This window comes from Chryseobacterium sp. OSA05B, assembly GCF_019970065.1.
Lineage (GTDB): Bacteria > Bacteroidota > Bacteroidia > Flavobacteriales > Weeksellaceae > Chryseobacterium.
Map to the genome: position 1 here is coordinate 393,695 of NZ_JAHXYH010000002.1, position 26,950 is coordinate 420,644.

Consider the following 26,950-nt stretch of genomic DNA (forward strand, 5'->3'; position numbering starts at 1 on the left):
GCAAAAATGGAGTTTATAAAATACGAGATAAAAAGAAGTGATACCTTAGAATCTATTGCATTAGAACATGCAGTAAGCGTTGAAGAGTTAATCAACTTTCATAATCTTTATTGTGGAACAACTAATTTTATTATTGGAAATAAATTGCCTATTTATTTGCAATATTTGTTATTAGAAAAAAAAACTGAGGATGAAAAAAAGCAAGCAGCAGAGGAAAGGGAATATCAGCAAAAAGTAAGATACAGATGTGAACAATTTAATACTACAAAAGTTGAAGACAGAATAACTTTCCATTGTAACACAAAAAAAGAATATACTGTTGAAAGGGATTTATTGCAGAATAGAGCCAGAGTAAAACTTAAGGAATATCTGTATAAAATAAACCCTGAAAACCTGTCTCTGGCAATAGAAGCTATAAAGGAGCTTGAGTTTGATAAAGAAAACGTTATTTTCAATTTAAATAAAGATAATACCATAAAAGAAGTTGTCAATTTTTTTGAGATTAAAGAAAAATGGGAGCGTTTTAAACCAAAACTAGCATCTTCAGAATTTTACAGACAGATCGAAAAAATCAATTCCAAGGCAGCAGAGGACATCATTAAAGGAGGCGGTTTGGAGTTTGAAAATGAAGGCAATTTAAGAAAGACTTATGACAAATCACTTCTATACCATGTATTGTTTAATGATTATGATGCTCATAAAAAGAGAGAAAAAAATGACATTTTAAAATTTATCTCCCAGATATTTGTCAATATTCCGGTTGAACTCGAACTACAGCATTCCATTATTAAAGAAGATGATTATTTTGTAGAATACAGAACAGTGGGAACACTTTTAAAGGATAAAATTGATCATTCTGTGTTGGAAGACCAGTACAATAAATTTTATAGACCTATCATAGAATATGGTTTTTCTGAATATAATTATGATTATCGGATCAGGAGAATGGTTGATAAAAAAACAGGGATTATTGTGAATGCATCTGCCTTGATGAAAGAAGAAGTGAAAAATAATTATCAGTTTATAACTCAATTTGATCTGAAACAAATTGAACTATAAAAAATAAAATTAATGGACAATAATAAATTTACTCTTCATAATGTCTTTATGCATCGTGCTGCGTGGGGTGCCCTAGTGGCCTTACCCTGCATGGTTTTGTTTGGATTTTTATATTATATATTCCTAGGTGATAATTTTAGACTTGGTTTCGTAATGATTTTTACAGCCTTATGTCTTGGAACAATTGTATTTATTATAAAAAGAAGTTCAAATGATGTGACAATATGGTTCAATAATGAATATATGTTTATCCAGAAAGGTCATGGAAAACAGCAGAAATATTTAAAAGATAGTATATCAGGTTTTTATAGCTATGATTATGAAACAAAAACACCGTTGTTGAAAAAATCATTAATAAAGATCAAATTTACGCTTAAAGATGGAACCAATATCTATTTGAATGATTCAGAATATAGAAATAAATATGATGATGAAAAAGGGAGAATACTGGAAAAGATGATTCAAACGGCACAGTTTGAGTTAGGTTTTAAAAAAATAAAAAGTGCTGGGCTTTCAAATGTTTATTGGTATTCAAAATTATAATTTGAAAGAATTAATTTTCCAGACAAACCTGGACAATTGAATATTTTTTAACTAATATTGAATTATAAGGCAGAATAATCTTAAAAAATTTATTCTTGAAAATGTGACATTGTATAAGGATAAGGTAAGAGAGCTAAATTTAGGAGCTTACTGGAACAGTAAATAATAAAATAATTAACAATATAAATATGAGTGCTTCATACATACCGAAAGACGTTTATACTATCTGTACTTTTCAAACAGATGCAGAGCCTAAACAGTTAATTCCGACAAGAGGTACAATAACTGTTTTCTATGGTACTGATAAAACAAGGCCATTGTTAAATATTGAAGATCGTAATATAAATGAAGAATTTCCATGTAAAAGTCCGAAAAATGCAATGTGGAGTTTTTTGTGTTTTGGTGCCGGGCTTATTGTAGGTGCTGCTCTGGTTTTATCGGGACCAGTTGGATGGGCAGTTCTTGCTATTGGAGTTGGATTTATGGCTTACGGAGTTTATAAAGCTACAAAAATTGATCATATGTGTTCAGGATCTCTGGAAAAAGGAAGTTGGAAGATAGAACACAAAACTGTAAATTTTGATAAGAAAAATGCAATTACCCAAAATTCAATGCTATCATGTGATGCGGGAGGAATACTTACCCCTATTTTCAGTTACGCTGTAGCCAAAAAGTATGCTCAGGAAATTGATAGTAATAATAGTAAAGAAATAGGCTTTAATGCAGTCGCATCATTTTTTGGAGGTGCCGGATTTGTTGTCGCAGCGATGGAAATAGGAATTGCTAAAACCTTGTTATGGATGGGAGGAACGATGGCTTTCATGCATGGAGCGACAACGGGAGAAAAAGAAATCATCAGGGAAAATTCGTTAGAGGATAATCAGCATTATCAGGATATGAATACTGAAGTAGATCCTAATAGCTTAATACCAGGTTATGTTAAAGATCCTTTAAATTCCACACCAGGAGATCTGGGAAGTCCGGATATTTTGAATATAGGAAAAGAAGGACTATCTGCTCCTTATTTTGTTAATCCTTTTTGGTATATCAGAGATATTAAAGGTAATGTAATAGAAATTCGACAAGGTACACAGTTAGCAAAAGATCTGCAGGTTCTAAAAAATGTAGATTCCAGAGAAATCTGGAAAACTCCTGAAGGAAAGCAGATTGTAGAGAATATACGCTCCGGGAAATATCCTAATTCGATGGTAGTAAAATCTAAAGACGGGCTAGGCACAGTGAGGCCAAGGAACCTACCTGCTTTGGCTGAAGATCTACCTAAAGTAAGACTTCAGAATATCAAGAATATCGGAACTGCCGGCGTAAAAGGAGGAGGATTCATCGCGTTTGCGTTTCCGTTTATAGCTACCTATTTTTCAGAAGATTCAAGGAAAGCATTAGCCAATGCAATGGCAGAGGATGCCGGAAACGGAATCAATGTCGTTGCGAAGCATGGATAATTATTGTCTCGCAATTCTTAATTTCTTGGAGAAGACAGACATAAATACAAAAAGACCTGAAAAGGTCTTTTTGTGTTATACATAATAATACTAAAATGATCCAAAGAATATTTCCGGAAGGGCCGCTCTTCAAAATTTCTCTATGAAAAAAATATTCTTATCGATCTATTTTACTATCAGTTTTCCCAGTTTGGTAAACTTCCTTTTTTTATGTTTTGTATACTGATGATGTGTTTAAATGCATATGGTGTATATACTTTTAAAATGAGGATTTTTGAAGTAAGCCTTAAAGTATTCTGGAACAATTTATTTAGAATCCGGTGAAACACAAAAAGCAATTCAAAAGTTTGAAAAATATCTTCAAACGATTGATCCCAAAAGTGACGATGCTAAGTTTGCGCTCAATGATTTGGGAGTAGCGTATTTTAAACTTAACGATATACAAAATGCAAAGAAATATTAGCAAAAAGCTGCAGAATTAGGCAATACCACAAGCTCAAATAATCTGAAAGAACTTGCGAAAGCTAAATGATTTACGACTTCAGATTCTCTATGAAAAAAAATAAAGTCTTTACATTTGAAAATGTTCTGCCCTACCATGCAATCTGGACCGGTTTTGTCATCATACCATGTCTGTTTTTATATGGATCTTTGTATTATTTTTTATTCAAAGGTGCGTTCAAACTTTCTTTTGTCATGTTTTTTACATTGTTTTATTGGGGGACTTGTTACTTGATTTTAAAAGCTATTTCTGTTCAGGTGAAAATTTGGTTTAATGATCAATATCTCTTCATACAAAAAGGAAACAGGAAGCAGAAAAAATATCCTAAGGCTGATATTAAAGGATTTTACTCCCTATGATTATGAAACAAAATCACCCATATTGCAAAATTCAAAGGTTTATTTTATATTTTGTCTGAAAAACAATCAAGAGATCTATATTAATGACGTTGAGTATAAAAGCAGATATGAAGAAGAAAAAGGTGAAAATCTTAAAAGATTTCTTAAGGCAGCTCAAAAAGAATTAAATTTTGTAAGAATAAGAAAGAGAAATTTTCAAAGCAGTTACTGGTATTCAAATCAGGAGAGTGATAGTTGATGAGCATTTCATTTATTCAGCAAAATGAGCCTTTGACGCTTCTAAACCTTAGCCTCATATTGCATGTCTGAAATCTCATATTGACAATATTATTTCACTTGATGGTGTAAAATTACAGCTTTTATCAAGCTTTGAAAAATAAGTAAATCCATTATCAATAAGCATTTTAAGCATTATGTTAAATCAAAAGTAGTAGAATTACTACATCAAATCGTAGTATTACTACAATATCTGAGATTTGTATCTAAAAACTTTTTCCTTACTCCTATCGGGTCTATCTTTGCTCTGTAATCAATCACTATTCACACAATATATAACAATTAAATTCACCAATCATGGCAGCAAATTCAAGAGGAATCTTAAAATTCAACGGAGGAGAAGGTCAAAAATTATTAAAGCTTAATTATAGCGTATCAAGATCTACAGACGTTTCAGGACGTGTAGCATCAGACCCTTCTAACGCTCTTATCAAAGTAACAGTAGAAGCTACTGAAAAATCTGATATCTTAGAAAGTTTATTGAACGGAAAATACAAGCCTACAAAAGGGGAAGTAACTTTCAATAAATCTCACGAAGAAGGTACATTAACTACCCTGAACTGGGAAAACGGATATGTAATCCAACACGAAGTAGACTTCGATGCCATTGACAGCAACAGTATGCTGATCAGCTTTGTAATCAGCGCAGAGGTTATTACTTTAGGGAACTCTGAGTACCGCGGAATGTGGCCAGGAGGTCAATAATTAACAGACCTAAGTCTTTTAAAAAAAATAACAACAGAACAGAGCAGCAGAAATGCTGTTCTGTTTTTTTATGCTCTTACTACTGGTGGCTGAGGCCCTCGACGCCACCAGGTACCTGTCTTAATTGTTTCCTACCAGCAACTGCCTTTCAAATCCATAACTCTCAAGCTCTCACACCCGAATCCCGCAACTCAAAACTAATAACTCATAATTTATAACTCTCAGCTCTCAAACCCGCACCGCGTACCCCGAAACTCATCACTCATAATTTATAACTCATCACTCCCAAAAATATTCCTATTTTCTTATATTTGTTCATTATAGATATTATGGACGCAACACAAGATAAAAGACTCTTTCTCATCGATGCTTATGCAATGATCTTTAGAGGATATTACGCATTGATCAGGAATCCGAGACTTACCAGCACAGGACTGGATACTTCTGCTATTTTTGGCTTTACCAATTCTTTGATCGAATTGATCAGAAGAGAGAAGCCCTCTCATCTGGCGGTTGTTTTTGATGTAGGACAGGCAAGCGTTAGAACCGATGATTATTCGGAATACAAAGCCAACAGAAGTGAAACGCCTGAAGCCATCAAAATTGCTATTCCATATATTCACAGAATCCTGCAGGCGATGCATATTCCCATCCTGGGAGTGGAAGGTTATGAAGCGGATGACGTTATAGGAACCATTGCCTGTAAAGCAGAAAAAGAAGGGTATACCACGTTCATGGTAACACCGGACAAAGATTTTGCCCAGCTGGTTACCGATAAGATCAAGATCTATAAACCAGGCTTAAAAGGTGGTGATATCGAGATTCTTGGAGTGGATGAAGTAAAAGCAAAATATGAAATTGAAGATCCTAAGCAGGTCATAGATTTCCTTGCGATGATGGGCGATGCTGTAGATAATATTCCGGGACTGGATGGAGTAGGAGAGAAAACGGCGATGAAATTCCTTAAAGAATTCGGAAATATCGAAACCCTGTTACAAAATACAGATAAGCTGAAAGGAAAGCTGAAAGAAAAAGTTGAAGCGTCCGCAGAACGTGGAATTTTATCCAAAAAATTAGCCACCATCATCTGTGATGCACCGGTAGAATTCCATCAGGAGCAGTATGACCTTGATACCCCGGATTTTGAAAAAGTAAAAGAAGTTTTTGAGGAAATTGAATTCCGCAGATTATACGAAAACCTGTACAGAGCTTTTGCTTCCGCACCTGTAGAAACAGTAGTGATAAGTGAAGTTGAGGTTAAACAGATCGCAGAAGTTACACAGATAAAAGGACAGGCCATGCAGCTGGATCTGTTTGCGAATTTTGAAGAACTGGATCAGGCAACGTCTACCAAGTCCAGCATAGATCACAATGACCATCTGTATCAGTTCGTCAATAATCCGAAAGCACAGAAAGTATTGGTCAGTAATTTATTAAAGCAGAAAGCAGTCTGTTTTGATACCGAAACCACTTCACTGAATGAGCTGGAAGCTGAGCTTGTAGGAATGAGTTTCTCCTACAAAAAAGGACTGGCATATTATATTCCTTTATCTGAGGACAAAGGAGAGGTGCTTCAGACGCTGGAAATCTTCAGGCCGTTCTTTGAAAAAGAGGATTTGCTGAAAATTGCCCACAATTTAAAATTCGATTATAAAATATTAAAGCAGTACGATATTACGGTGAAAGGGGCCATGTTTGACACCATGATCGCCCATTATCTGCTGAACCCGGACGGAAGACACGGAATGGATTATCTTTCCGAAGTGTATCTGAATTATAAACCCGTTTCCATCGAAACCATTATCGGGAAAAAGGGCAAAAACCAGGGAACTTTCAGAGATGCAGACCTGAGAACACAGACCGATTATGCAGCAGAAGATGCTGATGTAACGTTCCAGCTGTACGAACTCTTTGCACCGCAGCTGAAAAAAGAAAATTTAGAAGATCTGTTCTTCAACATAGAAATGCCTTTGATGGAGGTGCTTGCTAAAATGGAGCTTTCCGGAATTTCACTGGATGAAAAATGGCTGGCGCAGGAAAGTATTGACCTGGAAAACGACCTAAGACAGTTAGAAAAGACCATTTTTGAGTTTTCAGGAGAAGAATTCAACATGAATTCGCCGAAACAGCTTGGAGAAATTCTTTTTGAAAAAATGCAATTGGATCCTAAAGCAAAGAAAACAAAAACCGGACAGTATGCAACTTCCGAAGATGTTCTTCAAAAGCTTTCCTCGAAACATGAAATTATCAAGCATATTCTGGAATACAGAACCTATCAGAAATTAAAATCGACTTATGTAGATGCGCTGCCTTCACAGATTGATAAGCAGGACAGCAGGGTACATACCAATTTCTCCCAGACAACAGCTGCTACAGGACGTCTGGCAAGTGTAAACCCCAATCTTCAGAATATCCCGATCAGAACTCTTCGTGGGCAGCAGATCAGAGGAGCTTTCGTTTCAGGAGAAGGAAAAAAGATTATCTCTGCCGATTACTCGCAGATTGAACTTCGTCTGATCGCTGAAATTTCAGGAGAAGACAATATGATCAAGGCTTTCCAGGATGGTGAGGATATTCATGCATCAACAGCCGCAAAACTGTTTAAAATCCCGTTGGAAGAAGTTTCCAAAACGCAGAGAAGTCAGGCTAAGACCGTTAACTTTGGAATTATCTACGGTCAGGGAGCTTTTGCATTGGCAGAGCAAACCGGGCTTTCAAGAACTGAGGCGAAGCAGATGATCGAAGCCTATTTTGAAACCTATCCAAAATTAAAGGAATACATGGCAGAACAGGTAAGCAAAGCCCGCCAGATAGGGTATGTGGAAACAATTCTGGGAAGAAAACGTCATTTAAAAGACATTAATTCCAATAATTTCGTGGTAAGAGGTCATGCGGAGAGAAATGCCGTTAATGCACCCGTTCAGGGAAGTGCAGCAGATGTTGTCAAGCTTGCCATGATTAAAATTGATAAAGAACTGAAAGCACAGGAACTGCAGACTAAAATGCTTCTTCAGGTGCATGATGAATTGGTGTTTGAAGCTCCGATAGATGAAATTGAAAGAGCCTCAAAACTCATCAAAACCGAAATGGAAAGCGCTCTGGAAACCCAGGTACCGTTATTGGTAGAAGTGGGAGTCGGGAATAACTGGCTGGAAGCGCATTAATAGAAAATATTGTCAATAAAATAAGGTGGGTTTTTAAACTCACCTTTTTCTTTTCAGATGATTTGGAGTTGACAACAAAAAGAGCATAAAAAAAGAAGACTAAAAATTTAGCCTTCTAAAGTGTTCCCTGTTTCTGCAGGAAACCCTTATAATCATCTTTCATCTCATTGATCTTACCTTCCTTTGTTGTTTTTCGGATTGTATATAATAAGGGTAATTATTTATCCTAATGAATCCGGGGTAAAGATATTAAGTCTGAACTTCCTGTGAAATACTACTTTAGGGGTAGTTTTTGATGAGAGTGAAAATAAATATTTATTCGTGAACTGCATTATAAGCTTTCCTTACCACATCATCCGGAGACGTTTTTTCAAATAGATACTTTTCCCTTTTGAGCTGAAATTTTCTAGATTCCGTGGGCATTTCTTCATCCATCGTATTTACGGATTCAAGGGTTAGTTTTCCCTTCATGGGTTGGTAGAATAATGCAGAATGAGAACCCGCTCCCATATTATACGTTTCAATATAAGTCAGAACAATATCTCCGTTCAGGTATTTAAATCTGCTGAATTGATTTCCATAAGGCCCGACGTCATATAAATTAATGCTCAGTTCTCCGTTTTGAATTGTGATATCTTCCGGATCATGCATCTTGTAACCGGCTTCGTTGTATTCATCAGAAAGAACAGTATCAGAGATTTTATCCAACCGGTAAGTTTTATCCGGATTCTTCAGCAGGATCATCATTTTTCGGCGAGCCAGTGTATCTTCTTTTTTCCTGATAACAAGGGCAATGTCAGCCAGTCTGTCCTGATTGAGATCTCCTTCCGCGTCATACTGAATTTCATATCCGCGGGGAACCAGATCAGATGGGTCTTCCCCACTTTTAGTAGAAATCTCTTGTAGCTCAGAACTTTTACTATTTAACGAATCTTTTTGCGGAGGAGTTTCTACAGCCGTTGCTTTTTTCTGACCAGTCTCAGCTATTTTATCTTTTTTGCAGGAATAGAGTAGCAGAAGTGCAGCAAGTATGGGAATAAATTTTTTCAAAAGGTTTGATTTTGTGTGTTATTTTAATCTATTCTTTGACGTCATAAATTCCTTTGTCTAAATTCCAGGTGAGTTTAGTGTGATTTTCATTCCAGAATTTTTTCCACCAGGCGGCATCTTTTGTTTCATCCAACTTTTGATCTCCAAAAAGCATAGAAAGGTAAGCATAGCTATGAGTATCCGGGCTGCAGTACAGAGCCGGGCCTTTTTCTTTTGGCATTTCATCCAGTTTGTATATTTTTTGAAGACATTTTTTTGTGAGTTGATCTTTCTTAGGATTATTCTGGATAGATACAATAAGGGCTTCAATTGCTTTTAAGCTGCTTGCTTCAGGGATTTTGGAATTCTTAAATTCTGTGGAATGATATTCTTCAACAGGTTGATTTGAAAGAAATTTTATCCAGTTATTTTTGATCGTTTTAAGATCTTCATCCGTTGAGTTCATAGTAACATATCCAAAATTTTTCTTTGTTAGATTTTGAAGCAATTGGTTTGCTCTTCCAGCCACGGTAAACAAATCATTTTCTACAACAAGGCCTTTTCCTTCAAAAAGAATATCGCCATTTATGATCCGGTCCCAAATAATCAGTTTAGAAGTTCCTTCAAGAGGCGTTACTTTCCTATTGGTAAGTTGCTCTGTAAGCGCTTTTAAATAATCAGAATTTTTAGATTGATTATTAACAGAGGAATTAAGGGTTAAAAATGCATCGCACCATGTTTTATCATTCGTGTTTTTTTCCAGAAGTTGTTCTGCAGTAAGTTTTTGAGCATCATTGAATTTTTCTTCATTAAGTCCTTCAATGGTCTGTTGACCCCAGGAAACAAGAACTTTTTGAGCATTAGAAGTAAAATAGGAAAAAATAAAAAAGGTCAGAAGTAGTTTCTTCATGGTCAATGGAATTTAGCTTTTTGTTTTTTTAACGGATTCATTCTAGAAATATTTTATTTGAATAAAAACGGATTTGTATGAGAAAACATTTTATCTTTTGATCAGTTCTCCATTGACTAGCTCAACCGCTTTTCCCGGCTGGCTATAGTTCCATCCCAGTTCAATGGCTTCTGTTATTTTGGATTGGATTAGGTGTGGAGTAATATCCATCGGTTCTCTGCCATAATCGATGGATCTGAAGAAACCGGTATATATCAAAAGAAGCTGTCCTTCGCTTTCATGCTGTACGTGAATTCCATATTCATGGTCATGCTTGTCGTTATGTGAAACGATCTTTCTTATTTTCCAGTAAAAGATTTGGTCGTTGACGACTATTTTCCTAAGTCCTTTTTTGCTAAAGCCATTGTGTTTTCTTAAAACTGATCACTACTTATTTCCCGGATTCTTAATGTTCTTTAAGCCATCCATATCTTTTTTCATCCTTTCCTTCCAGCCTTTTCCATTTCTTTTTTCCAGATAAGGTGCGGTGAGCTCGCTGTATTTTTCCTGAGCTTTACGATCTATCGGATCAATGGTGCAACCAGTATTCTGTGAAATAATTCCATATTTCTTACGGATACTGTCTGTCTTTCTGATCTTAGTCTGGTCATCAATCTGAAGAAAGAAGCCTCCTGCATACCTCATAACGATCTGATCTTTTTTAATATCTTTTTGAGCTTCTCTGATGTAATAATTCTCCTGCTTCGTAAGCTCCTTTTTGTTTTTTATAAAACTTTCAGCTGCGATGTAAATAAAAAATGCCAGAGCCAGCGTATTTAGAAAAGGAAATACGCTTAAAAACTTACTTTTAAAGTTTAATTTCTTAAAATCCAGACTGCTGACCAGATAAGAAGCCAATGCTGTTACGACAAAAACAGCTGGCAGATATTGGAGCTGGCATTCTTTAAGCATCTCCCATACATCCAACTCCGCAGGATAATTGAGGAAATAATATCCGAAAATATACACGGCAGCCACCAGCAGGATGACCGCTACATTGATGATGATGAGTTTTTTGTACATATCAGAAATCTTTACTTATCTAAAATAAGATTTTCTAACGAAACTCAGTACTTTTATTGGCTTTCACTTCCCCGAACCTATCCAGAATATCTGCATATTTTTTCAACATACGCTTATTAATACGCGGATGGTCAGATTCCAGATATTTTTTTGATAAATAGGAATAGGTATTTTGCCTGCCGTTTTGAATCACAGTCAGGCTGTAAGTTGTATCAGGTAGAGGTGGATAGATTTTCTTTTTATTTTTCAACTCAAAATCTTCCTGAGTATATTTCAGAAATTTTTTAAACTTTTTTGAATGAATAATGTCAAAAAGCCGTTTCTTATCATCCTCTGAAAGTTCTACTGTTTTAGAAGAAAGAGGTGAATTTTTATAATAGGCATATACATCTCCTTTAGCCTTAAAAATATACACCAGATATTGACGTGGTGATTCGGGTATAGGATCAGATGTGCCTAAAATGATATAGAGATCACTTTTATTTAACCCCCGCAATCCAAATTGAGTATAAGAACCTACCTCTGAACGCAGCGCGAAAGTAGGGAGTTGCTGAGCATATCCCAAACCCATCAGTAGCAAAAAGAAAATCGATATTGTTTTTTTCAAAATAAGAGTATGCTTTAGCTTAATTAACGGGAGGTCTGTTACAGCGCGGACATCCATTATTAGTTTCCGGACCGGGTACCGAGGGGCAGGAGTCATCTTTATCCAGTATTCCATCGCCATCCTGATCAGGCCAAGGGCAGCCATTATTTTCAGCAGGCCCGGAAACTGTAGGGCATGCATCATATTGATCAATGACACTGTCATGATCACTATCCGGCCATGGACATCCGTGGTTTTCTTTTTCTCCGGATTCCTTCGGACAGCGGTCTAGGTAAAACAAAAATCCGTCCCGGTCTTCATCAGAAAGGCAGATCTCCTTGGAAAATTCCTTTTTACACTTCTTAAATGCTTCCTTGTTTTCAATATTTTGAGCCTTGAAACAGAAAGGAAAAAGGAGGAGAAACAGTAAAATTCTAGTCATGGTTTACTTTTGTGTAGGTAATTTCGTCATCTTTCAGGCCGTATATATTGCAGTCTTCATTCGTCAAATCAATCAGATCAAAAAACAGATGAAATTGGTACGTTCTTCCAGTGATCAGTTTAGGATATTGAATCGTTTCTTTGATAGGGATTGGGTACGTATAGGTTTGCCCTGGTTTTATTTTTGTGGTTTTTTTGATGCAGTCTTTAAAACAGTCTACATCAGCAATATAATTTCCCGTCTTAAGCTGCATTCTGTAAGGTGAAAAGGATGTATTGATCTTTGTTTTTTTGTTTCCTACGTTGGTGACAGTCAGTTCTACAACCCCTTTGCTTTGCAGATTAGCGGTACTGGCTTCAAGTTTTAGCGTACATTTTTTCTGCCCCGAAAAAGATGAGACATACAATATCAGTACAATAAATAGAGCCTGTTTCATCAATACATTATTAAATCCTAAGATACTTAAAAAAAAATAGTTGAAGGAGTTAAAAACAGAAAAGGATCACAAAAACCTTCAGCAGATTCCTGTGATCCTTTATTCAAATCCTTTCGCAAAAGACTAGATGTTATATTCAATTTCTCCGATGTAGTACAGTGCATACTCTTCATCGTTTACAGAAACCGGATTGGGAATAGCATGTTTATTCGCGAAAATAATCGCATTCACCGGAGTTTCCAGACCAAGTTCATTGATTTTTTGTTCAATTACCGGAAGCCATTGGTCAGCGTAAGAATAATCTGTGAATTTTTCGTAGATGCCTAGATTTTCATCTTCAAAACCATATTCCAGAAAATCATAATCAAACCATTGTATATTTTGCGTTTCGGCGAATTTTGATACATAAAGGTCTTCGTTTTCTTCCTCTATATAATAACTTTCATCCTCTTCAGCAAAAGCATCAAAGTCATCTTCATTTTTAAAATATCCCAACCAAAAGTGTGAAATCTCTTTCTCCATAAATTATTTTTTAAGTATACCGTATGTTTATTTTAATCTTCTTAACTGTTCGCTTTCGCTGATCACTTTCTCCAGTCTTGAAAGTCTTGTTTTTTCCTGTTTGGCACTCATAAGCCAGTGAATGGTCAGCTTTTTATAAGAAGGTGCCTGCTTTTCAAAAAATTCCCAGGCATTTTTATGCGTTTTAAATTTTTTCTCATACGCAGGATCAAGAATGTGTTCCGTCTCATGCGAATAGATTCCCGTTTTGTCCTCTTTTCTTGCGTCAAACGCTTTTTGTCCTGCAGGCCTCATCAATCCGGCTTTCGTAAGCTCTTCGACCTTTTTAATGTTGATGAGACTCCAGTTGCTGTTGGGCTTTCTCGGCGTAAACCGGTTGTAATAGCTTTCTTCATCTACAGATCTTCTCACCCCGTCTATCCAGCCAAAACATAAAGCCTGATCTACAGATTCGGACCAGTTCATTGAAGCCTTCCCGGTGCCTTTTTTGTAGAAGCCTACCAGAACTTCCTTTTCTTTCGTGTGATTTTTCTCCAGCCACTTTCTGAATTCTTCCGTTGTTGCAAAAAATATAGGAGCCATGGTGAATCTTTTTGATGCGTATTAAAATGTAATATTACAAAACTTTTCTTTGAAATGAGAATTTGACCGGGACAAAGTCGCCCTATGAAAAAATGCGGAAGTAGACTTTTTTATTGTAATTTTATTCAGGTAAAACGCTAAACAATGGAATTTCTTCAGGATCATTATGCCGTCCAAAACGAACTGCTCCTTATACTCATCTCAGTCATGCTGGGACTGCTGATCGGTGCAGAACGCGAATACCGGAACAAATCTGCAGGTTTGCGGACTTTCATTCTGGTATGTTTCGGATCCTGCCTGTTCACGATTCTTTCTATTAAAATCGGAGTACAGAATCCGGATCGTCTCGCAGCCAATATCATTACCGGAATCGGTTTTTTGGGAGCGGGCGTTATTTTTAAAGGGGACAATAAGATCGATGGGATCACGACAGCGACTACCATTTGGGCTACTGCTTCTATAGGAATGGCCGTAGGTTCAGGGTATGTATATCTTTCGCTTTTAGGAACAGCACTGGTTATTTTGATTCTGAGCGCGCTCATCTATCTCCAGAGTTTTATAGACAGCAGCCACAAGATCAGGGAATACAGAATTACGGTGGCCGAATCAGAAGATATCAGCCATTGTGAAAAAATATTTAAAGATCACCATCTGAAATATTTTATGCTGAAAATGCAGTATTCACAGGGAAATCTTTCTATAACATGGAGACTCACCGGAAAACATACCAAACACGATGAGGTGGTCAGAAGTCTCATCAATGATCCTAAAATTACAGCCTATCAGTTTTAAGTTAAAACAAAAAAATAAAGGCCTGAGCCTTTATTTTTTCTTGAAAACATACAGATCCTTGTTCGGTCCAGTAATTTCCTGTCCGTCCATATCAAGCTGTATCAGCTTGTTTTCGCCTACTTTATATTTGTAACCGGCTGTTTTTCCTTTTAGAGTAATCACACTTCCGGCAGCATCCCATTCAAAAGTTCCTTTATCCTGGTTTTTAGAATTCCTGTCGATATATTCTTCAGTAATGCTGAATGTTTTATCATTGTTTATGGTGAGTAAAGTCTTGATTCCCGGGCAGTCTGCACATGGAACTACCGCTTCATAAATTCCCGGCCAGTCAAGAGCATTTTCCGAAGTGTCGCCTGCCGCAGTAGGAGTTGCTTTTGTAATGCTGTCAGCTGGAGTAGTCTGTACAGCCGCAGAATCCGTTGCTGCATCAGTAGTTTCAGTTGTTTTTTCTTTCTGATTACACGATGCTAAAAAGACTGCCGATGCAATTCCCAGAATGAACATTTTGCTATTCATCATGATAAAGTAATTTAGATTATATTAATAATTAAGTGCTGTATTTGAAACAAAAACTGAGCCGTTTCGGGGGAGAGTAGGAGAGTTGTAGGGTTTTAGAGTAAGAGGGTTGCTAGTTGCTGGTTCGAATCTCTGAACCCGGAACTCGCATCCCGAAACATATCTGAAATCTACTATTAACAATTCACTTGCGAAGCAAAATTCACAATCGCCCTATTTCAACCTCAATCTGAACCTTAGCCTTAAAAGTCTCATGTCTGAAATCTGGAGTCTGAAGTCTAAAATCTAAAATCCTCGCCCACGTAAGGCATATGTACAATATTCTTTGTAAATTGGGGCAAAATTTTGATTATGACAAAAAAGATACTTTTATCCGTATTTCTTTTGCCGGCTGCAATGGCATTCGCTCAGCAATATGGAGGAATGTGGATTCCGACAGAACTGAATGAAAAGGAAATGAAGGATCTGGGAATGAAGATCTCTGCCAAAGACATTTTCAATACCCAGAAGCCGAGCATCAAGGATGCAGTAGTACAGTTTAACGGCGGATGTACTGCAGAAATCATTTCACCTAAAGGATTGTTACTCACCAACCACCACTGTGGATATGGGCAGATCCAGGCACATTCTACGGTTCAGAATGATCTTCTTTCAAACGGATTCTGGGCTAAGAATCCTGAGGGAGAACTTCCGAATCCTGGCGTAAAAGTAGACTTCATTGTAGATATCAAAGAAGTTACCGATCAGATTTTAGAAGGGACAGACAACCTTGTTGAACCCGAACTGGCTAAAAAGATCAGTAAAAATATTGAGGTTTATAAAAACTCTCAGAAAATAGAATCTTACCAGTCGATCATTGTAAAATCAATGTATTACGGTAACAAATATTACGCTTTTACTACTGAAACGTATAAAGATATCCGTCTGGTTGGGGCACCGCCTCAAAGCATCGGAAAATTCGGTAGCGATACAGATAACTGGGTTTGGCCTAGACACACCGGAGATTTCTCCATGTTCAGAATTTATGCAGGAAAAGACAACAAGCCCGCTGAATATTCAAAAGACAACGTTCCTTACGTTCCGAAACATTATCTGCCGGTTTCTATAAAAGATAAGGCTGAAAACGACTTTACATTCGTATTCGGATTTCCTGGAAGAACTACAGAATACCTTCCTGCAGTAGCTGTGGAGAAGATCATGAAAGATATTGATCCGGCGAGAATTGCTGTACGTGACGTTGCTTTGAAAACATTGGACGAAAAAATGCGTGTAGACAGTGAAACACGTATCAAATATGCTTCTAAATATGCATCCGTAGCTAATTACTGGAAAAAATGGATCGGTGAGGTAGAAGGCCTGAAAAAGTCTAATGCCATAGAGAAAAAAGTAATGTATGAAGGATCTTTGGTGGCTAAAAATCCTGAGATCAAAGCTACTTTGGACCAGTTAAATAAGCTGTACAACGACCAGGCTCCTTATGCGTTAAACAATGCATATTACACAGAAGTGGTAAGAAATGCGGAAACGCTGAAGCTTGCAGGAGACTACTACGATTATGTAGCTTCTGTGGAAGCTGGAAGAATGGACGAAAAAGAGCTTACGAAATTAAAAGCAAAGGTTACTTCATTCTACAAAGATTACAGTGCAGAGCTTGATGCTAAAGTAACGGCAAAATTATTGGCTTTATATGCTAATAAAACAGCTCCTCAGTTCTTACCGGTAGGATTCAATAAATATAAAGATGAAAACCAGAACATCCCGATGATCGAGGAGATGTCTAAAAGCTCCATCGTTACAGGAAGAGCTCAGGTGAACGGAGCCGCCCTGACAACGGATGTGGAAAAGGCATTTTCTAATCAGGACAAGCTGGTTAAGACTTTGAAAAAAGATCCTATTTATCAGCTGTATGTTTCTATGAAGGAAACCTATATGAAAAATGCAGATCCTCAGTTTACTGCTCTTCAGGGTAAAATTGATGATCTTCAGAAGAAATTCATGGCGCAGCAGATGGCTACGGACAAAGACAGAAAATTCTTCCCGGATGCCAACTCTACGCTTCGTGTAACTTATGGAAAAGTAAAAGGTTCTACGCCTAGAGATGCTGTTTCTTACGGTTACCAGACGCACCTTGCCGGAGTTATTGAAAAATATGTTCCGGGAGATTATGAATTTGATGTTCCTAAAAAACTGATTGATCTTTACAACAAGAAAGATTACGGATCCTATAAGGACAAAACAGGAGATGTTCCTGTTGGATTCACTGCTACAAACCATACCACGGGAGGTAACTCAGGAAGTCCGGCGCTTGATGCCAACGGAAATCTTGTAGGCCTAAACTTCGACAGACAGTGGGAAGGAACGATGAGTGATATCAATTATGACCCACGTTTCAGCCGAAACATTATGGTAGATACAAAATATATCCTGTTCATTATCGATAAATTTGCCGATTCCAAATGGCTTATCGACGAAATGAAGGTGATCAAATAATACATAAAAATCATACCTTTAAGAATCTATTTAAATTCCATTTGAATAGATTCTTTTTTATTTAACAGAGATGAAAGATAAGATCATCAATATCCTTACTGCCTTCGAAACGGACGATATCGGGAAATCTTTTCCGCTGGATTACTGTTTGCCCCTTTATCACAGCGTTTCCGATGATCATTTGTCACACATCAGACATGTCATCAATTATAAAAGTAAAAAACAGTTTGAAGAGGATCTGGACTGTTTTTCAAAGCATTTCCAATTTGTAAATTGGCCAGAATTCAAAGATTTTGTCAATGGCAGTTTTAGGCCAAAGAAAAAGATCGCTTTGCTGACTTTTGATGATGGTTTCAGGGAATTTTATGACGTAGCAGTTCCCATTCTGGAACGTAAAGGAATATACGCCTGTAATTTTATCAATCCCGCTTTTGTGGATAATAAAGATATGATGTTCAGATGCAAAGCCAGTCTGCTTATTGAGGAAATTGGAAAAAGAAAAACGATAGATCCTGAAGTGTTCCGCATTCTGAATGTGGAAAATAAAGCTGAAAAACAAGCTTTGATCAACAGGATTTTAAACATCAGTTATCAGGAAAAAGAAATCCTTAATATCCTTGCAGAAAAGCTTGAAAAGGATTACAAGTCTTATTCAAAAGAACAGAAACCTTATCTCAGCACAGACGAATTAAAAATACTGACTGAAAAAGGGTTTGGAATTTCCTCTCACAGCTGGGATCATCCCAAATATGGAGATCTTTCCCTGGAACAGCAAATGGAAACCACAAACCGGACTTTCGATTATCTGAAAGAAAGTGGTTTTTTACACGAAACGTTTGCGTTCCCATTCACTGATTTTGGAGTGAAAAAAGAATTCTTTGATGAGTTGTTTAAAAATGAAGAAATCAGTTTCAGCTTTGGATGTGCCGGTGTAAAACTGGACAGCGTGGAAAGAAACTTTCAGAGAATTCCTATGGAAATGGGGGAGAGCGGAGAAAGAATCCTGAAAAAAGAAACCGCTTATTTCAGGTTGAAAAAGATCATGAATAAAAATACAATTGTACGGAAATGATAGAGCTGAAAACGTATAACAGAAAACAACTGCAGGAGTTTATTGCTTCGGGAGATTTCCGGAAGTATGATTTTCTGCCCATTACCGGACACCGTGCACAATCTCATATTAAAAATCCGAAGGCTTCAGACGAACAGACGCTTCTTATTCTGGCTTTTTGTGAAGGAAAACTGGCCGGTTATGTAGGCTGTTTCCCTGACAATTTTATCATCGACGGAAAAGAATTCAGTTACGCCTGGTTGAGTACCCTGTATGTAAGCAGTGAATTCCGCAAGAAAAGGATACCAAAAAAACTGCTGAAAAAGGTTTTTGAAGAATATGATGATCGTATCTCTATAACAGAATTCACGAAAGAGGCGGAAGCACTCTATACGATTATGGGTGTTTTTGAAGATGTTTTCCCAAAATACGGTAAACGTTACTATTTCCGGACCGATGCCGCTACAATGATTCCCGAGAAAAAGCCTGAAACGAAGGTTTTGACGCCTCTTTTTAAATTAACTGATACTATCACCAATTCCTTAATTGCTTTAAAAAATGGCCCTTTAAAGAAGCCGAAGTTTAAATTTGAAATTCTGGATCATATCGACACCGAAAGTTCTGATTTTATATCAAAATTCGAAAGCAGACGCAAGGCTGATGAAATCAATGTGTTTATTAAAAATCCGTGGGTGCTGGAAGGAAAAAAAGAGGAGAAATACCTCTTTTCAAGTTATGCTGATACTTTTAAATATTTCTGGGTAAAAGTCTACGACGATAAGAATATTCTAACAGCCTGTTCATTACTGCTCTTAAGAGACGGATATCTTAAAATTCCATATCTTTTTTCAGAATCGGGCTCAGACCGTTTTATAGACTTCTTAATCTATTTTATCGTCAAAAATAAAGTAAAAGCCCTCACTAGCTATCACAAACAGCTGAATGAAAAACTGAACTTATCTAAAACATTTCCAAAGATCTACCAACGTGATTTTAAACGCGAATACCTTTTCCACAAACAACTTTTGAATGATCTTCCTGAAGGATTTGACCCTCATTATCAGGATGGGGACGGGGATTGTATGATGACTTAGATGAGTTATAAGTTATGAGTTTCGGAAATTTTGAGCGTTTTAGGATGATGATGGTTGAACAAACGACAAATATCTGGTGGCTGAGGCCAATCGAAGCCACCAGCAGTAATATCTGATATTTAATTCTTAACTCTTACAATTCACATTTCACTTGCTCCGCAGAATTTACAATTGACCCTTCCTATTCCTAACCTTAACCTAAAAGTCTTATATCTCGTGTCTGACATCTGATATCTAAAATCTTGGTTTCTGGCTCTTGATTCTTGTCTCTAAAAATAAAAAAAACCGCTCCATATCATGAAGCGGTCTCTATATTTAATGTCCGAAGATATCCTTCAGCGTTAGTTCTTGAAAGGTTCCCATCTCGTTGACGGCGTCCATATCAAGGTTTTCCTTCTTACCGATGATGGCGGTGTTGAAATGAATCGGTTTGATCTCTGTCTGATAGAACGTTTTGACGTCTTCAAAATTCAGGGTTTTGATCTGTCCGTAGATGTCCTTTCTGAAATCGTGGTAGATTCCGAGTTTTTTCAGTCTTAAGGTATTGAAAAATATATTGTTTCGGGTAATTCTGGTGGAAGCGATCTGTTTTAGTGCAGCATTTCTCGCGTTTTCAAACTGGATGGGAACTTCAGGAAGTTCATTCATCAGTTCACCCATCGTGCTTACTGCCGTTTGAAGTTTGTCCGGCTGGGTTCCGATATAAGTCGTGATATAATCAGGATGTCCCAGTTCAGAATTGGCGGCATAGGAAACATACGCTGAATACGCTAAACTCTTACTTTCACGGATCTCCTGGAAAACAATGGATGAAAGTCCTCTTCCGAAATATTCATTGAAAACATTGATCTTTCCGAAGTTTGAAGTATTCACCTCATGTCCTCTTCCTACTTTGCTCATTTCCATCTGTACCATGTCATAATCTGTGAAATAGACGTTTCCATTGGTTTCAGGTTCAGGATATTGCTTGGGTTCAGGGATCTGGAAACTTTCGTTTTCTACATATTGTCCCATGTACTGTTTGAAATTTTCAAGCTTTTTTCCATAATAAAATACCTGATAAGGATATTTGAACAGCTTTTTCATTCGGTCTGTAAATACTTCTGCGTTGCTGCTTTCAAGTTCCTCCTTCGAAATAATATCCGTGTATCGGGAGAAGCTGCCCAGTTTGGTGTAATTGGTCAGAGCGGTCATGATACGGTTTTTATCTTTTCGGGTGGCCTGACGGTTTTCGAGAACGGTTTCTACAAATTGTCTGTAGATTTCCTGATCAGGTTTTACGTCATACATCCAGTGTTGCAGGAGGGCAATCCCTTTTTCAATATTTTCCTCCAGTCCGCTCAGTGAAATAAGAAGCTGGTCGTTGGTGGTTTTAAAATCATTGCTAACCCCAATCTTGAAGAATTCCTTCTTTAAATCTTCCGGTGAAAGATCTTCCGTCCCAAGATACTGTAACAGCTGTGTAGAAATTCCAAGATCTCTGTCATGATCACTTCCGAAAGGGAAAATAAAGTGAACTTGGGCAATATCATTGTATTTATTAAGAACGAAGCTCAACTTTTTATCCTTGATGGTATCTGTAAGGATTTCCTTCTCATAATCAATAAATTCCGGTTGTATATCTTCCGTTTTTTCTGCGACGATTTCCTTTAAAAAATCTGACTGCGCTTCACGGTTGATCTTGATGGGGGTAATTCCAGGGTTTTCAACTCTTACCAACTGATCATTAACGCCTTTCTCTTTGTATACAATAACATAATTGTCCTTGAAAAAAGCATTGGCAAAATCCACCACATCTTCTTTGGTGAAATTCTGATACTCGTCCAGTTCATTCAGTTCCTGCTCCCACGATCTTCCCTTGATGTAAGTGTCATAAAGATTCGTAGCCAGTCCATCAGCTGTTTCAAGGCCTTTCAAACGCTGAAGTTTAAAATCATTGATGATTGCCGGAAGAATCCAGTCCGGGAAATCTCCTTTTTTGATCAGCTCGATCTGCTCCAGAACCATATCTTTCGCCTCATCCATCGTTTGGGTTTCCTTTGGAACCGCGACGATAGAAAAATATCCGTACTGTTTCAGGCCAACAGAAAATGCCTGTGCCCAAAGCATTCTTTGCGTCTGATTGATATTAAGGTCAAGCAATCCCGCTTCTCCTCTGTTGCTGAGAATATTGGCTGTAATGTCCGCCAACATCGCTTCTCTGGTTCCGTAGCTGTCTGTTCTCCAGGCAAGCTGAACTCTTGGCGTTGTCGGACTTTTTACGGTTCTTTTGACAATTTCCGTTAATGGTTGTTCAACTACAGCAGTCTTTTTAGGCAGTTCACGGTAAGGAATTGTTCCAAAATATTGATTAACAAGCTGAATGGTTTCCTCAAAATCCAGATCACCCACTAAAACCATAGCATAATTATTCGGAACGTAATATTCGTCAAAATACTTATGAATTGCCTTCATAGATGGGTTTTTCAGGTGTTCCGGTCTTCCGATCGTCGTTTGCTGACCATTTGGGTGTGTGGGAAACAGGGCATCCATCAGTTCATAATTCACAAGCCTTGAATCATTATCCTGAGCTCTGTTGAATTCTTCATATACCGATTCCAGTTCCGTATGGAAAAGTCGCAGGACAACCTTTGAAAATCTTTCTTTTTCTATTTTAAGCCATTTTTCAAGCTCATTATTCGGAACATTATTTTTGTAAACTGTTTCGTCGAACCACGTATGGGCATTCGTTCCACTGGCGCCCAGTGAAGAAATCACTTTATCATATTCATTCGCGATGGCGTACTGGCTGGCATCCTGAGAAACTTCATCTATTTTTTTATAAATTTCCTTCTTCTTTTCAGGATCCTGTTCCGCTTTGTGCTCTTCATACAAAGCTGAAATCTGGTCAAGAAGCTCTTTTTCCTTTTCCCAGTTCTGAGTCCCGATCTTCGAAGTTCCTTTAAACATCATGTGTTCAAGATAATGTGCCAAACCTGTATTATCAGCCGGATCATTATTGCTTCCTGTTCTCACGGGAATATAAGTCTGTATCCTTGGGGCATCGAAGTTTTGGGCAAGAAAAACCTTTAGGCCGTTCTTCAGCGTATAGATTCTTACCTTATTTTCGTCATGCGTTACTGTAATATATTCGTAGTTGTTTTTATCTGTATGAACCGTTTCTTTGTATCTTTTGTCAATCATAAGCTAACTCATTTCATTCTTTTTGATCCGAATGCACTACAAATGTAAGCAATCAAAGAAAATTTTAGTGTGTTTTTGTGACTATTACATCTATAACTTCGATTTGCAAAGATGAAAAGGATTTTTTTTTCCTGACACCATCATTCAGTGATTTTTTAACCCCAACAATTGACCATTCACTTGCGAAGCAAAATTCACCATTGACAGTTTCCAATTAAATTTCATCCCACCACTGTTCATTTGCTCAAAAAAATCAATAAGTTTGCATCAGGTTTTCCAAAAACAACCACTATGTCCGGAAACATTCTGATCATCGATGATGAGATCAAGCTCCTGAAATTACTGGGGATGATTCTTTCCCAAGAAAATTTTAATGTCAAAGAAGCTTCTACAGCACGTTCTGCGATGACCATGCTCGAGCAGAATGAATTTGATGTCGTTTTATGTGATGTCCGCCTTCCTGATGCTTTCGGGGTGGAACTGGTACGGTCCATCAAAACCAAATATCCACACCTCGAAATTATTCTGATGACCGCCTTCGGAAATATTACCGATGCCGTTCAGGCTATGAAAAACGGAGCATACGACTATCTGGTAAAAGGAGATGATAACGAGAAAATTATTCCACTCGTGTACAAAGCTCTGGAAAAAGTAAAAGACAACCGTTCTAAAATCGGTCAGAAAACCACCATCTCAAAAGGATTCGGACAGATCATTGGAACTTCTCCGCTGATTCTTCAGTCTAAAAAACTGGCTGAAAAAGTAGCTTTAACGGATGCTGCCGTTCTTCTGACCGGAGAAACAGGAACCGGAAAAGAAGTTTTCGCCAATGCCATCCATGACGGAAGCGATAGAAAGAAAAATAATTTTGTAGCCATCAACTGTTCAGCATTCAGTAAAGAAATACTGGAAAGCGAACTTTTCGGGCATAAACAAGGCGCATTTACCGGTGCCGTAAAAGATAAGAAAGGGCTGATAGAAGAGGCCAACGGAGGAACCTTATTTTTAGATGAAATAGGAGAGATGCCCATTGAACTTCAGGCCAAATTGCTGCGTGTTCTCGAAACCGGAGAATTCATTAAAATGGGCGAGACCAAACTGTCCAGATCAGATTTCAGACTGATTGCTGCCACCAACAGAGACCTCGAAGACGAAATCAAACAGGGCCATTTCCGGGAAGATCTTTATTTCCGACTGAATGTTTTCGAGATCCATCTTCCGCCACTACGTGAAAGAAAAGAAGATCTGAAGCTACTGGCCAAAAATTTCATTGATATTTTCTCCCGTAAACTTCACCTTTCAAACCTTCAGGTGAACCCTGATTACTATAAAACCTTAGAAAAAAACGACTGGAAAGGGAATATCCGCGAGCTTAGAAATGCCGTAGAAAGAAGCCTTATTCTCATGGAAGACAATATCCTCGATGTCGACAGCCTACCGCATTATTCAGATAAAATTGTTCCTGAAAGCGACTCTTTAAGCATGAGATCCCTTGAAAAAATTCACATCCAAAAAGTTCTTCAATACACAAAAGGCAATAAAGCCGAAGCCGCCAGACTGCTGGAAATCGGTATTGCAACGCTGTACCGTAAGATGGAGGAGTATGGATGGAGGTAGATGGGTTGCGAGTACCGGGGTTTGAGCGTCGGAGAGTGTGAGTGCCGTTAAATAAACGACAAATATCTTGTGGCTGAGGTTCCCGAAGTCACCAGCAGTAATATCAGATATTCAATTCTTAACTCTTACAATTCACCTTTCACTTGCAACGCAAAATTCACAATTGACAGTTTCTGTCTGAAATCTGAAATCTGATGTCTGGCATCTAAAATCGTGTTTCTTGAATCTCCCATTCACTCTTAACTTGTGAAGCAAAATTCACCATTCACTACTCACAACAACCATTACAACTACGACCAACCTAACTTCCTATCATTTCAATAAACGAGCCTATCAAAATGATAGGCTTTTGTGTTTTGGCATGGTTGAGTTATTTATTTTAATTAATTGATTATTAGTTGCTTGAGTGTTTTTATTTCAAAGTGGGCCTTCTTTTGGCCTATAGGACCTGAATAAAATATTTTAAAAATGACAATTTCAAGAAAAACGTTCAAAAAACGTGAGCACGCAGGCTTCAGTCTGCTGCTGGTATCGTACGTACTGCTGACCCTATTAACCTTAATAATAACGATATGATGCTGATAAGTTTGATCCTGCTTTTTGCAGTGATGTTCTGGCTTCTTTATAAATCCGTTGAATTTTTTGATAAAATATAAAACTATGTGGAGTTTATTTTTCCTTTCAATTCTGGCCTTTGTGTACATCTGCTACGTTTTGCTGAAACCTGAAAAATTTTAACCGGTCATGAATACAGAAATTTTAGGCGTTATCGCCATGTTTGTGATCACATTAGTCATTGGAATATTTCTTGGAAAATACATTGCTAATGTGTATGGGTACAAAAAGACCTTTTTAGATCCTGTTTTTGAACCTGTTGAAAAATTAATTTATAAAATATCGGGAATCAACCCGGCCCGTCAGATGACCTGGAAGCAGAATATGTATGCCATGCTGACGATCAATCTGGTTTGGTTCATCATAGGATTCCTGATCCTGATGACCCAGGCGTGGCTTCCCTTAAATCCAGACGGAAACCCGAATATGTCGCCTGATCTTGCTTTTAATACAGCTATTTCCTTTCTGGTGAACTGTAACCTTCAGCATTATTCAGGAGAAACGGGAGTAAGTTATTTAAGCCAGCTTTATCTGATGTTCCTGCAGTTTGTAACCGCAGCTACCGGAATGGCGGCTATGGCTGTTCTTTTCAAAGCTTTTAAAGATAAAACAACTACAGAATTAGGGAATTTCTACGATTTCTTTACTAAATCTGTGGTCAGAATACTTGTTCCGATCAGTATCCTTGTTGCCCTTATCCTTTCTGCTAACGGAAGTCCGATGACTTTCGAAGGGAAAGACCATATAATAACGCTGGAAGGACAGAAAGTTGATGTTTCCAGAGGTCCTGTAGCAGCTTTTGTGGCAATCAAGCATTTAGGAACCAATGGAGGAGGTTTCTTCGGAGCCAACTCGGCACACCCGCTTGAAAATCCGAACTATGTGACGAATATGACCGAGATGGTCACTCAGATGATCATTCCGTTTGCATTGGTTTTTGCATTAGGATTTTATCTGAAAAAGAGAAAGCTGTCATGGGTGATCTTTACCGTAATGACGGTTGGTTTCCTGGCACTTGCCGTCCCGAATATTGTCAATGAAACAAGCGGGAATCCTCTTATCACAGAAATGGGGACTGACAGCAGTCTTGGAGCTATGGAGGGCAAAGAAATCCGTTTCGGAAGTGCATCTTCGGGATATTGGAGTATCGCAACAACAGTGATCTCAACAGGTTCCGTGAATTCGATGCATGACAGCACCATGCCGCTTTCAGGAATGAATGAGCTGCTGGCGATGATGATCAACTGTTTCTACGGAGGCTGTGGAGTAGGAATTCTGAATTATTTCATCTTTATCATTCTTGCTGTATTCATCAGTGGTCTGATGGTAGGAAGGACACCGGAATTCATGGGTAAGAAGATCGAAGCCAAAGAGATGAAGATTGCTATGATCGTGGCTCTGTTCCACCCGTTCTTAATACTGGTAGGAACAGCATTAACTGCCTATCTGCCTGAATTCGGTGCCAAAACATTGAATAATCCTGGGTTCCACGGATTCAGTGAAATGTTATACGAGTTCACTTCTTCTTCTGCGAACAACGGTTCCGGATTCGAAGGACTTGGAGACAATACCCCATGGTGGAATATCTCAACAGGAATTGTATTGCTCTTATCCAGATTTATTCCGATCATAGGACCGATAGCGATTGCGGGATTATTGGCACAGAAAAAATTCATTCCGGAAAGTTCAGGAACTCTGAAAACGGATACGGCCACTTTCGGCTTTATGACGCTGGCGGTGATCCTTCTTATTGCAGCCCTGTCTTTCTTCCCGGCCCTTACATTAGGACCTATCGCAGAACAGATCCAGTATTTCTCTAAATAAAAATTAAAAATTAAAATCAATAGTCAACCATTAGGAAGATTGAAATATCAGGAAACTAGTCTAAATCTCATCGAAACATTCACCTGAATATATTATCCATTTTCACTCCTTGTTGTTTTAATCTGTCTTAA

Annotated in this window: 24 protein-coding genes; 13 read left to right on the forward strand and 11 right to left on the reverse strand. The window is 37.7% G+C overall.

The genetic code is table 11. The annotated features are described in order from the left end of the window. The first annotated feature begins 6 nt into the window (after positions 1-6). The 7 genes from LC419_RS09260 to polA all read left to right on the forward strand — a co-directional run bounded on the left by LC419_RS09260 (position 7) and on the right by polA (position 8,068). Positions 7-1,059, forward strand: a complete 1,053-nt coding sequence (locus tag LC419_RS09260; RefSeq protein ID WP_223607072.1) for a hypothetical protein — start codon at positions 7-9, stop codon at positions 1,057-1,059. A 12-nt stretch (positions 1,060-1,071) separates the two neighbouring features. After that, positions 1,072-1,602 carry a hypothetical protein gene (locus tag LC419_RS09265; RefSeq protein WP_223607073.1) on the forward strand — a complete coding sequence of 177 codons (531 nt, stop codon included), beginning with the start codon at positions 1,072-1,074 and terminating at the stop codon, positions 1,600-1,602. A 188-nt stretch (positions 1,603-1,790) separates the two neighbouring features. Continuing rightward, positions 1,791-3,062: a hypothetical protein gene (locus LC419_RS09270; RefSeq protein ID WP_223607074.1), complete on the forward strand. Its 1,272-nt coding sequence runs from the start codon at positions 1,791-1,793 to the stop codon at positions 3,060-3,062. A 367-nt stretch (positions 3,063-3,429) separates the two neighbouring features. Beyond that, positions 3,430-3,525, forward strand: coding sequence for a hypothetical protein (locus LC419_RS24230; protein WP_368734494.1), 96 nt, complete (start codon positions 3,430-3,432; stop codon positions 3,523-3,525). A 312-nt stretch (positions 3,526-3,837) separates the two neighbouring features. Then, complete coding sequence (locus LC419_RS09280) at positions 3,838-4,161, forward strand: hypothetical protein (protein ID WP_223607075.1); 324 nt, start codon at positions 3,838-3,840, stop codon at positions 4,159-4,161. Between the two features lie 335 nt (positions 4,162-4,496). Beyond that, positions 4,497-4,904, forward strand: a complete 408-nt coding sequence (gene tssD, locus LC419_RS09285; protein ID WP_223607076.1) for a type VI secretion system tube protein TssD — start codon at positions 4,497-4,499, stop codon at positions 4,902-4,904. Between the two features lie 329 nt (positions 4,905-5,233). Beyond that, positions 5,234-8,068 carry a DNA polymerase I gene (polA, locus tag LC419_RS09290; protein WP_223607077.1) on the forward strand — a complete coding sequence of 945 codons (2,835 nt, stop codon included), beginning with the start codon at positions 5,234-5,236 and terminating at the stop codon, positions 8,066-8,068. Positions 8,069-8,383: 315 nt separating this feature from the next. Here polA and LC419_RS09295 read toward each other — a convergent pair whose 3' ends face one another. The 9 genes from LC419_RS09295 to LC419_RS09335 form a co-directional block, all read right to left on the reverse strand. Next, on the reverse strand, positions 8,384-9,118 hold the full coding sequence (locus tag LC419_RS09295) for a hypothetical protein (RefSeq protein WP_223607078.1): 735 nt from the start codon (positions 9,116-9,118) through the stop codon (positions 8,384-8,386). Positions 9,119-9,146: 28 nt separating this feature from the next. Next, complete coding sequence (locus LC419_RS09300) at positions 9,147-10,007, reverse strand: hypothetical protein (protein WP_223607079.1); 861 nt, start codon at positions 10,005-10,007, stop codon at positions 9,147-9,149. A gap of 90 nt (positions 10,008-10,097) precedes the next feature. Continuing rightward, positions 10,098-10,265, reverse strand: a complete 168-nt coding sequence (locus LC419_RS09305) for a hypothetical protein (protein ID WP_223607080.1) — start codon at positions 10,263-10,265, stop codon at positions 10,098-10,100. 168 nt (positions 10,266-10,433) lie between these two features. Then, complete coding sequence (locus LC419_RS09310; protein ID WP_223607081.1) at positions 10,434-11,069, reverse strand: hypothetical protein; 636 nt, start codon at positions 11,067-11,069, stop codon at positions 10,434-10,436. Positions 11,070-11,103: 34 nt separating this feature from the next. Further along, entirely contained in the window at positions 11,104-11,676 is a 573-nt protein-coding gene (locus LC419_RS09315; RefSeq protein ID WP_223607082.1) for a hypothetical protein, read from the reverse strand. 19 nt (positions 11,677-11,695) lie between these two features. Further along, a complete protein-coding gene (locus LC419_RS09320; RefSeq protein ID WP_223607083.1) occupies positions 11,696-12,097 on the reverse strand; it encodes a thrombospondin type 3 repeat-containing protein in 402 nt (133 codons plus the stop codon). Continuing rightward, positions 12,090-12,533, reverse strand: a complete 444-nt coding sequence (locus tag LC419_RS09325) for a hypothetical protein (protein ID WP_223607084.1) — start codon at positions 12,531-12,533, stop codon at positions 12,090-12,092. Before LC419_RS09325 ends, LC419_RS09320 begins: the two co-directional genes overlap by 8 nt. 123 nt (positions 12,534-12,656) lie before the next feature. Then, the gene (locus tag LC419_RS09330) at positions 12,657-13,055 is read right to left on the reverse strand and encodes an immunity 22 family protein (protein WP_223607085.1); all 399 of its coding nucleotides are present in this window, start codon (positions 13,053-13,055) and stop codon (positions 12,657-12,659) included. Between the two features lie 27 nt (positions 13,056-13,082). Then, a complete protein-coding gene (locus LC419_RS09335; protein ID WP_223607086.1) occupies positions 13,083-13,637 on the reverse strand; it encodes a YdeI family protein in 555 nt (184 codons plus the stop codon). A 144-nt stretch (positions 13,638-13,781) separates the two neighbouring features. On the opposite strand from LC419_RS09335, the gene LC419_RS09340 reads away from it, so the two are divergent. Next, the gene (locus tag LC419_RS09340) at positions 13,782-14,429 is read left to right on the forward strand and encodes an MgtC/SapB family protein (protein ID WP_223607087.1); all 648 of its coding nucleotides are present in this window, start codon (positions 13,782-13,784) and stop codon (positions 14,427-14,429) included. 30 nt (positions 14,430-14,459) lie between these two features. Here LC419_RS09340 and LC419_RS09345 read toward each other — a convergent pair whose 3' ends face one another. Next, entirely contained in the window at positions 14,460-14,948 is a 489-nt protein-coding gene (locus LC419_RS09345) for a copper resistance protein NlpE (protein WP_223607088.1), read from the reverse strand. Between the two features lie 348 nt (positions 14,949-15,296). On the opposite strand from LC419_RS09345, the gene LC419_RS09350 reads away from it, so the two are divergent. From LC419_RS09350 to LC419_RS09360, 3 genes are all read left to right on the forward strand, one after another. Next, on the forward strand, positions 15,297-17,435 hold the full coding sequence (locus tag LC419_RS09350) for a S46 family peptidase (protein ID WP_223607089.1): 2,139 nt from the start codon (positions 15,297-15,299) through the stop codon (positions 17,433-17,435). Positions 17,436-17,505: 70 nt separating this feature from the next. After that, positions 17,506-18,507, forward strand: a complete 1,002-nt coding sequence (locus tag LC419_RS09355) for a polysaccharide deacetylase family protein (protein WP_223607090.1) — start codon at positions 17,506-17,508, stop codon at positions 18,505-18,507. Further along, on the forward strand, positions 18,504-19,580 hold the full coding sequence (locus LC419_RS09360) for a GNAT family N-acetyltransferase (protein WP_223607091.1): 1,077 nt from the start codon (positions 18,504-18,506) through the stop codon (positions 19,578-19,580). Before LC419_RS09355 ends, LC419_RS09360 begins: the two co-directional genes overlap by 4 nt. Before the next feature lie 315 nt (positions 19,581-19,895). Here LC419_RS09360 and LC419_RS09365 read toward each other — a convergent pair whose 3' ends face one another. Next, on the reverse strand, positions 19,896-22,763 hold the full coding sequence (locus LC419_RS09365; protein ID WP_223607092.1) for a pitrilysin family protein: 2,868 nt from the start codon (positions 22,761-22,763) through the stop codon (positions 19,896-19,898). A gap of 291 nt (positions 22,764-23,054) precedes the next feature. On the opposite strand from LC419_RS09365, the gene LC419_RS09370 reads away from it, so the two are divergent. Next, positions 23,055-24,380 (forward strand): sigma-54 dependent transcriptional regulator, encoded by a 1,326-nt coding sequence (locus LC419_RS09370; RefSeq protein ID WP_223607093.1) that lies wholly within the window; start codon positions 23,055-23,057, stop codon positions 24,378-24,380. Between the two features lie 744 nt (positions 24,381-25,124). Next, the gene (gene kdpA / locus LC419_RS09375) at positions 25,125-26,819 is read left to right on the forward strand and encodes a potassium-transporting ATPase subunit KdpA (protein WP_223607094.1); all 1,695 of its coding nucleotides are present in this window, start codon (positions 25,125-25,127) and stop codon (positions 26,817-26,819) included. The last annotated feature ends 131 nt before the right edge of the window (positions 26,820-26,950 follow it).